The 13,809-nt window shown below is 61.7% G+C and carries 18 protein-coding genes; 8 read left to right on the top strand and 10 right to left on the bottom strand.

Features of this window, described 5'->3' with window-relative positions; all coding sequences use genetic code 11:
• Positions 1-7 precede the first annotated feature (7 nt).
• Positions 8-175 (top strand): hypothetical protein, encoded by a 168-nt coding sequence (locus tag NJU76_RS13080; RefSeq protein WP_254529352.1) that lies wholly within the window; start codon positions 8-10, stop codon positions 173-175.
• A 152-nt stretch (positions 176-327) separates the two neighbouring features.
• On the opposite strand, the gene psmB is transcribed toward NJU76_RS13080, so the two are convergent.
• Positions 328-1,059, bottom strand: coding sequence for an archaeal proteasome endopeptidase complex subunit beta (gene psmB, locus NJU76_RS13075; protein ID WP_254523102.1), 732 nt, complete (start codon positions 1,057-1,059; stop codon positions 328-330).
• 190 nt (positions 1,060-1,249) lie between these two features.
• Positions 1,250-1,420, bottom strand: a complete 171-nt coding sequence (locus NJU76_RS13070; RefSeq protein WP_254529350.1) for a hypothetical protein — start codon at positions 1,418-1,420, stop codon at positions 1,250-1,252.
• A 309-nt stretch (positions 1,421-1,729) separates the two neighbouring features.
• Here NJU76_RS13070 and NJU76_RS13065 point away from each other — a divergent pair, with 309 nt between their 5' ends.
• Complete coding sequence (locus NJU76_RS13065; protein ID WP_254523099.1) at positions 1,730-2,083, top strand: DUF555 domain-containing protein; 354 nt, start codon at positions 1,730-1,732, stop codon at positions 2,081-2,083.
• A gap of 70 nt (positions 2,084-2,153) precedes the next feature.
• Positions 2,154-2,693, top strand: coding sequence for a CBS domain-containing protein (locus NJU76_RS13060; protein ID WP_254529348.1), 540 nt, complete (start codon positions 2,154-2,156; stop codon positions 2,691-2,693).
• Between the two features lie 57 nt (positions 2,694-2,750).
• On the opposite strand, the gene NJU76_RS13055 is transcribed toward NJU76_RS13060, so the two are convergent.
• A complete protein-coding gene (locus NJU76_RS13055) occupies positions 2,751-3,167 on the bottom strand; it encodes a helix-turn-helix transcriptional regulator (RefSeq protein ID WP_254529337.1) in 417 nt (138 codons plus the stop codon).
• 184 nt (positions 3,168-3,351) lie between these two features.
• Between NJU76_RS13055 and NJU76_RS13050 the strand changes: the two genes are divergently transcribed.
• A complete protein-coding gene (locus tag NJU76_RS13050; protein WP_254529335.1) occupies positions 3,352-3,900 on the top strand; it encodes a DUF8170 family protein in 549 nt (182 codons plus the stop codon).
• A gap of 145 nt (positions 3,901-4,045) precedes the next feature.
• Here the strand turns inward: NJU76_RS13050 and NJU76_RS13045 are convergent, their stop codons facing one another.
• Together NJU76_RS13045 and NJU76_RS13040 are read right to left on the bottom strand one after the other, a co-directional pair.
• A complete protein-coding gene (locus tag NJU76_RS13045) occupies positions 4,046-5,020 on the bottom strand; it encodes an aldo/keto reductase (RefSeq protein ID WP_254529332.1) in 975 nt (324 codons plus the stop codon).
• A gap of 292 nt (positions 5,021-5,312) precedes the next feature.
• On the bottom strand, positions 5,313-7,184 hold the full coding sequence (locus NJU76_RS13040) for a formate/nitrite transporter family protein (protein ID WP_254529329.1): 1,872 nt from the start codon (positions 7,182-7,184) through the stop codon (positions 5,313-5,315).
• Between the two features lie 391 nt (positions 7,185-7,575).
• Here NJU76_RS13040 and NJU76_RS13035 point away from each other — a divergent pair, with 391 nt between their 5' ends.
• Both NJU76_RS13035 and NJU76_RS13030 read left to right on the top strand, forming a co-directional pair.
• Entirely contained in the window at positions 7,576-8,547 is a 972-nt protein-coding gene (locus tag NJU76_RS13035; protein WP_254529326.1) for an IS1595 family transposase, read from the top strand.
• Between the two features lie 48 nt (positions 8,548-8,595).
• Positions 8,596-9,018: an SRPBCC family protein gene (locus NJU76_RS13030; protein WP_254529324.1), complete on the top strand. Its 423-nt coding sequence runs from the start codon at positions 8,596-8,598 to the stop codon at positions 9,016-9,018.
• A 137-nt stretch (positions 9,019-9,155) separates the two neighbouring features.
• Here NJU76_RS13030 and NJU76_RS13025 read toward each other — a convergent pair whose 3' ends face one another.
• The gene (locus tag NJU76_RS13025) at positions 9,156-9,785 is read right to left on the bottom strand and encodes a flavin reductase family protein (RefSeq protein WP_254529322.1); all 630 of its coding nucleotides are present in this window, start codon (positions 9,783-9,785) and stop codon (positions 9,156-9,158) included.
• A gap of 135 nt (positions 9,786-9,920) precedes the next feature.
• On the opposite strand from NJU76_RS13025, the gene NJU76_RS13020 reads away from it, so the two are divergent.
• Positions 9,921-10,271: a winged helix-turn-helix transcriptional regulator gene (locus NJU76_RS13020; RefSeq protein WP_254529319.1), complete on the top strand. Its 351-nt coding sequence runs from the start codon at positions 9,921-9,923 to the stop codon at positions 10,269-10,271.
• A 135-nt stretch (positions 10,272-10,406) separates the two neighbouring features.
• On the opposite strand, the gene NJU76_RS13015 is transcribed toward NJU76_RS13020, so the two are convergent.
• The 3 genes from NJU76_RS13015 to NJU76_RS13005 all read right to left on the bottom strand — a co-directional run bounded on the left by NJU76_RS13015 (position 10,407) and on the right by NJU76_RS13005 (position 12,747).
• Entirely contained in the window at positions 10,407-11,564 is a 1,158-nt protein-coding gene (locus NJU76_RS13015; RefSeq protein ID WP_254529317.1) for a pyridoxal phosphate-dependent aminotransferase, read from the bottom strand.
• 2 nt (positions 11,565-11,566) lie between these two features.
• Positions 11,567-12,052, bottom strand: coding sequence for an Lrp/AsnC family transcriptional regulator (locus NJU76_RS13010; RefSeq protein WP_254529305.1), 486 nt, complete (start codon positions 12,050-12,052; stop codon positions 11,567-11,569).
• A gap of 86 nt (positions 12,053-12,138) precedes the next feature.
• The gene (locus tag NJU76_RS13005) at positions 12,139-12,747 is read right to left on the bottom strand and encodes a hypothetical protein (protein ID WP_254529302.1); all 609 of its coding nucleotides are present in this window, start codon (positions 12,745-12,747) and stop codon (positions 12,139-12,141) included.
• A 303-nt stretch (positions 12,748-13,050) separates the two neighbouring features.
• Between NJU76_RS13005 and NJU76_RS13000 the strand changes: the two genes are divergently transcribed.
• On the top strand, positions 13,051-13,278 hold the full coding sequence (locus NJU76_RS13000; RefSeq protein WP_254529300.1) for a hypothetical protein: 228 nt from the start codon (positions 13,051-13,053) through the stop codon (positions 13,276-13,278).
• A 41-nt stretch (positions 13,279-13,319) separates the two neighbouring features.
• Here the strand turns inward: NJU76_RS13000 and NJU76_RS12995 are convergent, their stop codons facing one another.
• Positions 13,320-13,769: a pyridoxamine 5'-phosphate oxidase family protein gene (locus NJU76_RS12995; RefSeq protein ID WP_254529298.1), complete on the bottom strand. Its 450-nt coding sequence runs from the start codon at positions 13,767-13,769 to the stop codon at positions 13,320-13,322.
• Between the last annotated feature and the right edge of the window lie 40 nt (positions 13,770-13,809).

The following is a 13,809-nucleotide window of genomic DNA, read 5'->3' as shown; positions in this document are numbered from 1 at the left end:
CGTTCGAATGCCGGTGGAGACACCGTTCGGAGTCGTCCGTCCTGCAGTTCTCGGTCGCGGGTCCTTCCGCATCGTTCCCGAGGACGAGGACGAACCGAGGGACGTCTCTATCGAATTTGGCGTGGCGTCTGGAGCAACGCAGACGGACTGTTGGGACCCGGTCGAGCGGTCCTGAAAAACCGGCCCGCACTCCACTATTTTTCGGAGATGGCGGTGGATACCCGTTGCCTACGATCGATCGCCACGACACGGCATCGGAACCGCTGCGCCGGCAGCGGCTACGAGCGACGAGGCGGCTGGAGAACAGAGACGAAGTGGCGAAACCGATTACAATACTTCGTCGAAGTCGTGGTGGCCGTGGATATCGACGCCCTCGTCAGTGATCTCACAGAGGAAGACGCCGTTGCCGGAGCCGGTATCGCGCTCGACGGCGGATTTGATGCCGCGGGCCGCGACTGTCTTCGCCTCTTCGTTAGACATGTCCGGTTCGTAGGACTGCTCGAGGTGACCGTAGGCGAGTTGCATCCCGGACCCCGTGACGGTGTAATCGTCTTCCATGACGCCGCCGGCGGGATCGATGCTGTAGACGTGGCTCCCCTCCTCGTCGACACCGCCGAGTATCGGGTGGATGGCGAAGAACGGACCGCCGCGAGCGAAGTTGCCCGCGAGCGTCGCCAGCGCGTCGATGTTCATCCGCTCGCCGCGGCGCGCCTCGTAGAGGTTGACCTCGGCGCGGAGCGTCGAGATGAACGACTGGGCACCGCCGACGCTTCCGACCAGCGTGAGCGCACCGGTCGGGTGGATCTGCTCGACCTTCTGGACGTTCTTGTTCGAGACGAAGCGCCCGCCGAGGCTGGCACGCATATCAGTGGCGATCACGACGCCGTCGGCGGTGGAAATCCCGATGGTGGTCGTACCGGTTTTGTTCACGTTCTCGAGGTCGGCCCGCGTCAGATCGTTCTGGGGCAGAGAGCCGACCTCCGGTTCGTATGGATTCGGATCGTCGGCCAACTGGTTGACGGTCCGAGAAAAGTCGGAGTCGTGTGTAGGCGTACGCATTGCTGGGAACGTACGACCGGGACGGTATAAAACACCGGCGGTCACTGACCGACGTTTCCGCTTCCACTCCGGGCGAACGGTTCGGCTCGAGCGTCGCAGTGAACGCGAGCCATTGCGATCGCTCGAGGGGCGAAACGTGGGAAAATTCGGCCGCGCGGTCCCGTCCGTCAGGGCGACGTGATCTATGTCATCAGGGCTGGGCGGTCTCGTAGGCTTCCTCGACGTTGGCGAGGAGCCGGTGGATCGGCAGGGTAAGTCCTGCCTGTCGAGCGGCGATCGCAAGCGGCATTGCGACGATACCGGTCACAATACACAGCTGGTACAGTGCGAACAGCGTCGCGCGGTACACGCGGGATATCATCAGCGTTCAGCCGATGCTCAGACGAAGGTGCTATATAAGCCTTCTTGAAATCCAATTTTCATAACGATTGATACGTGTTAATCGGGTCGACGCCGTCTTGCGGTTCAAGTTCGGTTTCGACGAACCCAACTGAGAGCGGACTCGAGGCGATGTATGGCTAAGCAGGCGGCAATCGACCAGGAGATTTCCCGTAAGTTATGGGAATCATCCGACTCCCATGCGCACGCCATCGGCGGTGGAACGAACCCTGCGCGACCGTTCGCGCCGACGAACCGCAAAGCAGGAAACCCCCCGGAACGACCAGTACGTATGGGCAATTATCTCGTCGCGATGGAAGCCGCATGGCTCGTTCGTGACGTCGAAGCGATCGACGACGCAATCGGCGTCGCAGTCAGCGAAGCCGGAAAGCGACTCAACAGCGAAGACATGGACTACGTCGAAGTCGAGGTCGGTGCGACGGGCTGTCCGGCCTGTGGCGAGCCGTTCGACTCCGCGTTTATCGCGGCCGACACTGCGCTCGTCGGACTCGGCCTCGAGATGGAGGTCTTCAACGCTGACAGCGAGGAACACGCCTCTCGCATCGCGAAGAGCGAGGTCGGCGGTGCGCTGCGAGACGTCCCGCTGTCGGTCGTCGAAATCGCAGAGGTTCCCGAAGACGAGTGATCGAGTCCGGAATTCGGTCGCGATCGGATTTCACCCAAAGATTTTCTATAACCCATAGTTATTGTAAAGTATGGAACTCCCGACGCCCGCGGACCTCAGACAGCGCCGTACCGAACTCGAACTCACCCAGAGCGAACTCGCCGAGAAGGCGGACGTCTCTCAGCCGCTGATCGCCCGCATCGAGGGTGGCGACGTCGACCCCCGTCTGTCGACGCTCCGACGAATCGTCACCGCCCTCGAGAAAGCCGAAAGCGACGTCATTCGGGCCGAGGACCTGATGAACGAGGCAGTCGTTAGTGTCGGCCCTGACGAGCCAGTCAGCGAGGCCGCCCGAAAGATGGAAGAAGAGGCCTATTCGCAGCTCGCGGTCATCCAGGATGGCATTCCCGTCGGTTCGATTAGCCAGAGCGACCTGGTCCATCTCGACTCCGAGGACCGAAACGAATCCGTCGAGCAACACATGAGCGAAAGCTTCCCGACCGTCTCGAAAGATGCTACCTCGGACGAAATTAGCAATCTGCTCGAGCACTACAAGGCGGTGATGATCACTGAAGCCGGCGAAACCGTCGGTATCATCACCGAGGCGGACATCGCTGCGAGGTTGTCCTGACCACCACGCGGGGACGCCCCGCAGTCCACGCCGACGCTCCCCCTTCGCTTCCGAGAATTAGGTATCGACGTCGGGGCGAGGGGCGTTCTCGTACCTGATCATTTTGTCGGACTTATCGGAAATCGTCTCGTAAATGCGCTGGAGGGTTGCTTCGGCCTCGAGCAGGTTGTGTTCCGCGAGGAACGCCCGGCCCTCGTCGGTCAGCCGATAGAATTTCCAGGGGTTCCCCTGTCGGCGCTCGTCCTCGGGCAGCGCGACTGACTCCACGACGCCAGCGTCGATGAGCTTCTGTACGTGTTTGTACACCGTCGCCTCGCTCACGCTCGGGTTCAGTTGCTCGAGTTCGTACATCGACGGGAGTTGCGCAGGATGCTGGACGATATTGGTCAGGAGCGCGAATCGCGTCTGCTGGGTGACGAAGTGGACGAGTTCGCGTGCGTTCGCCCCTTCGGGGGTCCCCACATCGGTACTCATACGGTCGGCTATGGGTCGAACTACCAAGTAATTTTCCCTGGAGTAAACTACTCTGGAGTAATTCACCGAGGATGACCGTCCCCGACGTCCCGCCGCTATTGCGGGTCCACCTGTTTTCCATTGGATATCGGAAACGGAAACGACACGGTAACGACTATCCCTAATTCGCGATAATCAGATGCGTATGAGAAACGACGATCCGCCGGTCCCCGACGAGGTCCTCGCCAGCGCGAGCGAGCGCCTCGAGGCCGAGGAGTTGACACTCGCAGAGAACGAAGCGATTCTCCACGCGCTGAGCGAACTCCGTCCAATCTACGAGACCGATCGCTCGTATTTCGTCCTCGGGAATTACGACCGCGAACCGATCCGTCGGCTGAACCTGGTCGTCGATCGGTTGAATCGACGCGCAGACGCCTACGCATTCCGAATGGTCGATGTCCGCGGCGAGTGGGAAAACGGCATCCAGAAGTTCTGCCTGCTCGCGGACCTGGTCACTCACATCGTTGGCATCGCCGAGAAAGAGCCGAGCGGCTTCCTCGTCGAACAGGGTCTACTCGCGGGCACGAGCGACTACTTCTCGAAGAGCCACGTCCTCAAGCGAGAGTACGAGGACGAGGATCAGTCGTTCGACTGGATGCAAGACGGCGTCTTCGAGCTACTCGAAGAGGAGGGGCGACTGTACCGGTGGAAAACCGAAGCCGAACTGGTTGAGGCGGTCGAGGCGCTGCCGTGAGTTCGAGACGGGGAACGGGCGATTCCGCGGGTTCGGTCTCCGACGGACGCTCGGACGCAGCGCCTACCCAGTGAACAGGGACGCGAACGCGGTCGATTCGGCCGCCGATCGGGTCCTAGGTCTGCCGACGCAGACGGGAGGCAAGTCAGACGTGACCGGAGACGGGCACTGGTTCGTACGGCTCTTCGAGGTACTCGAGGTCCGAGTCGGACAGCGAAATATCGAGTGCTTCGACGGCCTGCTCGAGGTGTTCGACGCTGGTGGTGCCGACGATTGGTGCGTCGACCCACTCCTTGTGGAGCAGCCACGAGAGTGCGATCTGGGCCATCGTCACGCCGTTGTCGTCGGCAATCTCGGCCACCCGCTCGTTGACCGTCGCCCCGTCTCCCTGGCGGTAGGGGTGTTCGTACATGCGCTCTTCGTTCTCGCCACGCGTCGTCGCGTCGATTTCCTCGTGCGGTCGCGTCAGGTACCCGCGAGCCAGCGGCGACCACGGGAGGACGCCGACGGACTCGTTCTGACAGAGGGGGAGCATCTCGCGTTCCTCCTCCCGATAGACGAGGTTGTAGTGGTTCTGCATCGTGGCGAAGCGCTCGAGGCCGAGCAAGTCACTCGTGTGCAACGCATCTGCGAACTGGTAAGCCCACATCGAGGATGCGCCGACGTATCGAACGTGACCTCGGCGGACCACGTCGTCGAGCGCCCGAAGCGTCGTCTCGATCGGCGTCTTGTGATCCAGCCGATGGATCTGGTAGAGATCGATCGTGTCTATCCCGAGTCGGTCGCGACTCGCCGCCAGTTCCTGTTCGATCGCCTTCCGCGAGAGCCCACCGGAGTTGGGGTCGTCCTCGCACATCCTGAAGAACCCCTTCGTCGCGACGACCGACTCCTCCTCGTAGCCCTCGAGTGCCTCCCCGAGTACGCGCTCCGACTCGCCCCTCGAGTACATGTTCGCAGTGTCAAAGAAGTTGATCCCGAGGTCGATTGCGCGGTCGATGATCTCCTTGCTTTCCTCGTCGTCTAACACCCACTCGCGCCAGTCGCTCGAGCCGAAGCTCATACACCCCAGGCAGATGCGACTGACGTTCATCCCGGTCGAACCGAGCGTCGTGTACTCCATACGGGCCACACGCAAACGACCGGGAAAATTGTATGTAGTGCGGCAATCGATACTGCGACGGCCACTGACGTTATTTTTAGTGATCGGAACGATCACGAACCGGCTGGAGATGGCAGGCGAACGTGACGACCGAAACGCGAACGGATACGACGATAGCGGCATCGTCTCACGACCGAAGAGCGTGTTCCGTCGCAACTGACCGCGCCGAAATCGGCCGTTTCCGCGTCGGTTTTTCGAGCCCGAGGGTGGACGAGTTGGACGTCCCACACTCGACGCGGGTCGAGGCGACGACCTACCAGTGCCCGAATAGCCGCTGAAGCACGGTGCGTTCGGTCGGTCGCTCCGCGATCAGGACCGAACTCTCGACCTCGTTGACGACGTCCATGTGTAGCGAATCTCGCATGAGCCGGGAGATCACCCCTTCCTCGGTCGCACCGATGAGGACGAGCGGGTGATCCGCCGCCTCGCGACAAATGGCACCCTCCACGTCACCCGAATCGTCGACGAGCAGAGTCGCGTCCTCGAGGCCGCGGTCGGCGGCCCACTCGGTGAGGAACTGTTCTCCGGCCGCGCGGTCGTCCCGACCGGCGACGACGTGCAGAAGGGTGATTTCGGCGTTGGCTTCCGCCAGGAGTGTCCGCGCGATTTCCGCGCTCAGGTCTGCGTCAGGGCCGCCGGCGGTCGGGAGGAGGACCCGCGACGTGTCTAGATCCCGATCTTTGAGGATCAGGAAGTCACAGGGGAGGTTCCTGGTCAACTCGTCGATTCGGGGTTCGACGCGACCCGCACCCCACGGACGATTGGTTCCCCAGCCTAGCAGAACGAGATCGGGCTGTTCGCGCACCGCGATGTCGAAAACGCCCTCGAACGCGCGATGGGAGACGACCGTTGACGTTTCGCAGTCGACGTCGAACGCAGCGGCCCGTTCCCGGACCCGTTCCATCAGGTCGTCCGACTCGGCGATGATCCGCTCGGTCTGTCCGGCGCCGTATCGCATGGATGACCGATCCGGCAGCTGAACGATGTGAACGGCATGCACGACCGCGTTGTCGTGACCGCTCGCCAGCGTGCAGGCGAAATCGACGATCCCAGTGTCGGTCCGCGGGTTCGCGATCGGGACGAGAATATGATAGGCACCGTCCCTGGCTGCGTGTGTCTCGGTGGTGTTTATCAACGGGACGTACGACCGTCCGCCGTAACTTCCCAGCACCCACTCTCGAATCGATAGCTGTCGGTCGGCACCCTCGAAGCGCGCCGACTCGAGGCGGCGCTCACTCGTCTGGAAGTAGTTGACCACGGTGACGAGGACGATGCCGCCGATGGTGTTCCCGAGCAGGACCGGCAGGACGAATTCGGTCACGCCGACGAAAACGGCGACTTCGCCACCGAGAACCATGTAGACCATCTCGGTAAACGAGACGACGACGTGGAACAGGTTCCCGAGGGGAATCGCGAGGAAGGCCAGATAGACGACGACGAGACGGGAGATCGTATCGCGGGAGGCGTAGACGATCCAGACAACCCCGGCGACGATCAACCCCGCGAATGCGGCTTTCGAGAACAGCGACCACCACGGCGTCTCGAGGCCGTGTTCTGCCAGTTCCGTCGCGGCAGCCGCCGCGTCATCGTCGAAGACGTCGCCCCACGAGAGGGCCATCGCGCCGAGTCCACCGCCCGTGAAATTACCCGCCAGCACGATCGTCCAGTGGCGCAACAGCGCAGGGACGCTCGCGAGTCGCTCGAGTGTCAGAGCAACTGGCGGCAGCGTGTTCTCAGTATAGAGCTGGTAGCCGCCGATAATGATGTAGATGAATCCCAGAGGGTACAGGAGCGTACTCAGGATCGGATCGCCGTCCGTCGACGCCGTAAGCGACGCGTACAGGAGAAACGTGATTGTGATCGCAAAGCCGCCGGCGAGGCCGCTGAAGAAGAGTTCGCGGTTCCCCGAGGTAATCTCCTCGTCGGCCGCGGCGACGATCCGCTGGAAGATTTCGTCGGACGAGAACCGATCGCGAACGACCGCGCCGGCCGCCGGTGCACCGCTTCTGGACCGTTCGACCGCCTCTCGAACCGGTTCCCGTTGGGGTGGCGTACCATCCGCGTCCTGCTGGTCGGGCGAATCGTAATTCGCTCGACGCTGATCGGGTGGGTCGCGATTACTCATCCTCAGATACGGATCGTATCGTCCCCACGCGTTAAGTAGCTGCGATAAGAACCTGTTACAGTCGCTGCAACGGTAATCTGACGATCCGGCTTGTCGAGTCGTCCGCGTCGGCTCGTGCTGGGTGACCGACTCGACCCCGAGCAAACCCATCCTCGAGCCCTCGGCCCGAATCGAGGTGGTACTCACCCTCGAATCAGACTCGGAGCGAGTCGCCGCCGAGCCGGCCGACGCCCCATCTGACGACGAGAAGCCTCCAGTGAAATTTAGCGGCCATTGAGAGTCACGCTAACGACAACAACCGGCAGACAATCCGGTAGCCTTCCGGCCACGCTCTTATGTAGAGCTGGGGAATGCCCCACGGTTACACTGTGATGGCTGATCTCAAGAGAATATGTCTCAGCCAGCATTCGGGAAGATGCTGCAACAGCTCGTTGATCTTGGAGTGATTGAACTGCAGACGAAGCCGCTCGATGATCAAATCGAGCGGCGACTCAAGAAATTCTGGGAGCAGGCTCCGTGTCCAGAATGCGGTGATCCAAGCATCCAAACGTGGCCGTCATCGAATCGTGTTATCTGCCGAAGCTGCGGGTTCAAGCCGGTTTGCACCTACGGAACACCGTTTCACGAGAAGCACCTCACCACTGGAGAGGTGCTTCTCGCATTCATCCTCTATGCCGACACGCTGTTGAGTATCTCGAAAATTGCGACACTGCTCGATCGAGCGTACAAGACCGTCTACTACGCCATTCGAGAGGTCGAAGCCGCGGTTCAGCGAGGCTTCCCGGTCGTCTGGAACCAGTTCCAGCAGGAAATCGACGGTCCGGTACAAATCGATGAATCCAGCAGCGTCTGTTCAGGATACAAAGGCCAAGACCCGCCGCGGGACAGCCGTCACCGCGGCGGGTCGTCTCGATCAGGACGCTCGCGCTGGCGTGGACGACACGGCGACCAGATAACGCTCGTCGCGGCGTGCCGCGACGTGCTACGGGTTGTTCACGGCCAGCTTGGCATCAGTTACGAAACAGACCTTGATCCAGTAATACAGGAGGCTGAAGACCTCTCCCAGCCGCTGGGAGAGGTCTGGACTGATGGTCTCCAAGCGTATCGGCAGATGGAGTACACTCACCAGATCGTTGTGCACGACGAGACGTACGTCTCGCCTGACGGTGTCCATATTAACCAGGTTGAGTGCCTCTTTTCACTCATCAAACCGTGGCTACGGAAGTTCCGCGGCCTGTCCAAGCACGGCTTGGAGCAGGCCGCTCACACATTTGGAATCATCCGTTCATTGAATCTCGCTGGCGCATCCCTCGTAAGCGTCATCGACTGCCTTGCTATGGGGGCATTCCCCAGCTCTACATAAGAGCGTCCGGCCAAATCACCATAGTCACGGACCGCGTAGGACCACCCGATGACTCGAATCCGAACCGCGCGAACGCCGGAGGGGAGCCGACTCGAGATTTCGAACGTCCTGTCGGTCCCCGCGGCCGACGCCTGGGACGCCATCGTCGACACGACGCTGTGGCCCGAGTGGTCGCCAGTCATCTTCGGCGTCGAGTCGACGGACCGTCGAATTCGAAATGGGACGACCGGTCGGGTGCGACTTCCCGGCGTCTGGGTCCCGTTTCGGATCACCTCGTGTGCGGACCGCCGGTGGACCTGGCGAGTGACCGAAATTCCAGCCGCCGGCCATCGCGTCGACGACCTCGGCGACGACCGTTGTCGGATCGCGTTCGAACTTCCGCTCCACCAGGTGGGGTACGCGCCGATCAGTCTGCGATCGCTCGAGAATCTCGAGGCGATACTCGAAGACGCGAAACCGGCCGTTCGCTAAAGACGACACCTGCAACGTCACTGTTTGCATAAGAGATCCCTCGAAATCGGCTGAAAACGAGTTCACAGAGCGGGCTGTGAGCTTATCGGATTTCGCAGCACGGGAGCAGTCGCTGCTTTCGTCTCTCGGAACTCGTCCTACGGCGGTCGCTCGAGTGAGAACCGGTCTGCGGTTCGGGCGTATCGACTCCCCGCGAGCCGACCGACGGCGTCGATTTCGTCGACGTCGATTTTTCCGTCGGTCATCACGGATTCCTCGAGGTGGACGCGGCGAACCTCCCCGAGGACGAGCGTCGAACCGCCGACGTCGATGAGATCGTGCAGGGTACACTCGAAGGCCACCTTCGCGTCCGCGACGCGCGGCGGCGCGACCGCGCTCGAGTCGGCGCGTTCGATGCCCGCGTAGTCGAATTCGCTGTCGCCAGCCGCCAGCGTCGCGCTGGTGTCGTTCATCGCCGCCGCCAGTTCCTCAGTGACGAGATTAACGACGAACTCGCCGGTGTCGCGGGCGTTGCGCGGCGTGTCTTTGAGCCCGTCCGCTCCGTCGACGGGCGCGAATAACAGGACCGGCGGCTCCACGGACGCGACGGTAAAGAAGCTGTATGGCGCGAGGTTGTCGACGCCGTCTTCGCTTCGCGTACTCACCCACGCGATCGGTCGTGGGACGACTGCGCTCGAGAGGATCCGATAGAGCGTTCGATCGTGCTCGTTCGCGTCAATTTCGAGTACGGTAGCCGCCTCACCGCCGACCGATCCATTCTCGGTCATTTTGCCCCCTCGAAACGTCGCTTCGGGGTCATCGGTGTCGCGGCTAGCATCCCACTGTCTACTAACATTATGTTATCCGGTTCGAAAGCGAACTACTAAAGCTGTTCGTAACGTACGTGAACGCAGAGACCATCGATGTCATCCCCACAGACTAGCTCCCGCGAGCGAAACGCGGACGCCTGTCCCGTCATCGCCTCCCTCGAGCAGATCGGATCCCAGTGGCGCCTCGCAGTCTTGCACGAGTTGCTGGACGGCGAGCAGCGCTTCAACGAACTCAAGCGCTCGACCGGCGCGAACGCGCGCACCCTCTCGCGCGTACTCGACGATCTCGGCGAGATGGGATTCGTCGAGCGACGTATCGAAGAGGACGCCCCCGTCGCCACCTTCTACAGCCTCACCGGCAAGGGCGAATCGCTCGAGCCGGTCTTCGACGAAATCGAATGCTGGGCCGGTTCCTGGCTCGAAGAAAGTGCACTCCAGCCCTGATCCTACCGATTCGAAAACGGCCAGATCGCCACGGTCGGGACGGTTCTGGTGTCCCGCATCGGGACGATTCACGTTTCCATCACCGGAGACGGTTTTGATGCCGATGCCCGACTCCGAAACGGGATCGAGCGGGAATCAGGTGTGGTTCGCGACGAACGCCTCGATCCGGTTGAGCGCGTTACGCAGTTCCTCCAGGCCAGTCGCATACGAGATCCGGAGGTGGCCAGCGCCGCCGTCGCCGAAGACGTCGCCTGGCACGACGGCGACGCCCTGTTCCCGGAGGACTTCCTCGGCGAATTCCGCCGCGGTGAAGCCCTCGGGAACCTCGGGGAAGCAGTAGAACGCGCCCTTTGCCTCGAAGACATCCATCCCGATTTCGCGGAACCGTGAGAGAACGAACCGCCGCCGGCGGTCGTACTGATCGACCATCTCCTGCACGTCGTTCGCACAGGAGTCGAGGGCTTCGATCGCGGCGTACTGGGCCGTCGTCGGAGCCGAGAGCATCGTGTACTGGTGGATCTTGTTCATCGCACCGATCGCGTCGGCGGGTCCAAGTGCGTATCCGAGTCGAAGGCCGGTCATCGCGTGGGCTTTCGAAAAGCCATTGAAGACGATGGTACGCTCGCGCATCCCCTCGAAACTCGCGATCGAAGTGTGGTCGCCGTCGTACGTCAACTCGGCGTATATCTCGTCCGAGAGGACGATCAGATCGTGTTCGCAGGCGTACTCGGCGATCGGCTCGAGGTCGTCGGCGGGCATGATCGCCCCGGTCGGGTTGTTCGGGTAGCAAAGCACCAGCACGTCCGCGTCGGCCGCACCGGCCCGCTCTAAGCCCTCGACGGTGAGTCGGAACTCGTCTTCCTCCCTCGTCGGGACCGGCAGTACCTCGCCCCCGGCGAAGATCACGCCCGGCTCGTAGGAGATGTACGACGGCTGGGCGATCGCGACCGTGTCGCCGGGATCGACGAATGCCCGGAAGGCCAGATCGACTGCCTCGCTCGCGCCCGCGGTGACCAGGATCTCTTCGTCTGGATCGTAGCCCAGGTCGAACCGGTCGGCGACGTAGCCGGCGATCGATTCCCGGAGTTCGCGCTTGCCCCGATTCGCCGTGTACGAGGTCTTGCCTTGCTCGAGCGACGTTATCGCGGCGTCACGGGCCGCCCACGGGGCCGCGAAGTCCGGTTCGCCGACACCGAGCGAGATGACCTCGTCGCGTTCCTCGGCGATTTCGAAGAAGCGCCGGATCCCCGACGGCGGGACCGCCTGCACGCGTTCTGACAGTTCGAACGTCATAGTCAGGGTGAGAACGAGAGGCGGTCGTCGTCTTCGCCGTCGCCGAGTTCGATCCCGTTTTCCTTGTAGGAGGTCATGACGTAGTGGGTGACCGTCTGGGTGATCTCGGGAACGGGCGCGACTTTTTCGCTGACGAACTGGGACACCTCGCGGATCGAGTCGCCCTCGATTTCCATATCGAAGTCGTAGTCACCGCTGACCAGCCGCAGGGCCTTCACCTGTGGGAATCGGGCGAGTCGCTCGGCGATGTCGTCGTAGCCCGTCTCGCGGTCGAGACGGACGTTCAGTTCGACCTCGGCGCGGACGCGTTCGTCTTCGAGCCGATCCCAGTCGACGACCGCCTGATAGCCGCGGACGAGGCCTGCTGCCTCGAGTTCCTCGATTGCTGCCTCGACCTCTCGCTCGTCGAAGTCGGTCATTCGCGCGATGTCCGCCGCGGAGTACCGCGCGTTCTCACGAAGCAACTCGAGCACCTCGCGTTCGCTCATACCGCTTGGAAGCGCGAGCGCGAGTAAAGTTCTACCGTTCTCACATCGTCGGCCACGACGACGAGACGCGCTCGTGCTGTGGCGGTTCACCGATAGTTCTTGAACAGCAACGCCCGGACGTCGTCTTTCGTCTGGACCCGATCGGTCGATCCGTCGGGGAGTTCGACGGTGTATCGGTAGTCCGGCGAGTCCGACTTCTCCCACTTGTCGTCGTAGGTTTCGAGCAGGCTCATCATCTCGTCTAGCAGTTCGTCGTCGTCGGCCGACCCGTCGCCAACGGCGGTATCGTTCGCGTCGTCGCCGTCGTTCGTCGCCTCGCCGTCCACTACGTCCGTTTCCGACGACTCCGAATCACCGGTGTCGGCCGACTCGGACGCCGTGTCGTCGGATTCGTCGTCCGATGCCACGTTGGCGTCGATAGATTCGTTTTCGATGTACGACACTTCCTCGGGTTCGGTCGGATCGACCTCGCCGTCGATAGCGGCCACGACGGACGCGGATACGTCGTCCGTCGCCGAGAAGTCGAACGCACCGTCGACGTCGATTTCGATGTCCTCGTCGAGATGGTCTATCAGAAACTGGATGGCGTCCCGTTCGCGAACGAACCCGTACTTGCCGACGACCGATTCGGATATCTCCTTCCGAAGGTATTGGATGAACGTGTACTGTTCGTCGGTGACCTCGAGCGTTTGCATATCCCGTCGATTATGGCGAGGGTACAAATATGTGAGTTGTCGGTATCCTGCCACATATAGAACGACGAATACTGTCGATTCCGTCATCGAATCCCGCCTGAAATAGCGGTTCGGTCATATGTGCACACTTGGCGGACGAGAAACGAATCGCCCCGTTCTCGTGGGTGTGCGAACCGGGCGGCGGAGTATGCGAGCTAACCGAGTGAGCGCGTGCGCTGTCTGAAGACGGGTGAACCCAGGTGAACCTTTGTCGGCCGAGCAGCAGTGAGACTAAGGAGCTTCGGCTGCCAAATCCAGCCGGCTATGGACGACGCACTCGAACTCGTGGACGGGATCGCCGACTCGGAACTCGAGGGAGCGTTCGTGTGGCTCCTCCGACTCGTCGGCCTGCTCGCCGTCGCTGCTGGTCTCGGCCTCTGGCTACTGACGGACATGGGACTGCTCGTCCTCCCGCTGCTGTTGATAGTCGGCGGGCTTGCCTTGCTGATCGTTCCCGGTCTCCTCCTTTCGGTCGCGGAACTCTTCGGGTAGGACCGACTCGAGAACGCGATGGACGCACCTCCGAATTGCGGTCAGGGCCGGGACGGGACTTCCTTTCGACCCGTCAACTTGTCGGGATCGAGAGAGTAGAACCGGAACGTGACCTCTTCTCGAGGGCGCTCGAAGATGTCGACTCTCGGGATCTGAATCGCCCACATTCCCTGTATCGTCGCGGATTCGTACGGCATGTCCTCGAGATCGTCCAGCGTGCCGGTTGCGATGACGCTTTGCCACATGCCGTCGATTTGGTCGAACACGACGAAAGAGACGGGCTTGTCGATCAGTTCGCCTTTCCCGCTGCCTCGTGGAAATGACAGCTGATAGTAGAACAGTTGTTCCTCCTCGTTGAACCCGTACGATACCGGTATCGAGACCGGCGGATCGCCAGGCTCCGGTGTGAACGAAATGACTCCCGTTCCACCTCGTCCGAGGAACTCACCAATCTCCTCTTCAGTCATCTGGAGCCAGCGTAATCCTTGCATGGTCTAGCGGACGACGCGCAATCAGATAATACGTTGTCAC

Origin of the sequence: Natrinema gelatinilyticum, assembly GCF_024266705.1 — an archaeon.
GTDB classification, from domain to species: Archaea; Halobacteriota; Halobacteria; order Halobacteriales; family Natrialbaceae; genus Natrinema; species Natrinema gelatinilyticum.
The sequence above is the reverse complement of the archived record's forward strand: the minus strand, read 5'-3'. Positions and strand labels throughout refer to the sequence as shown.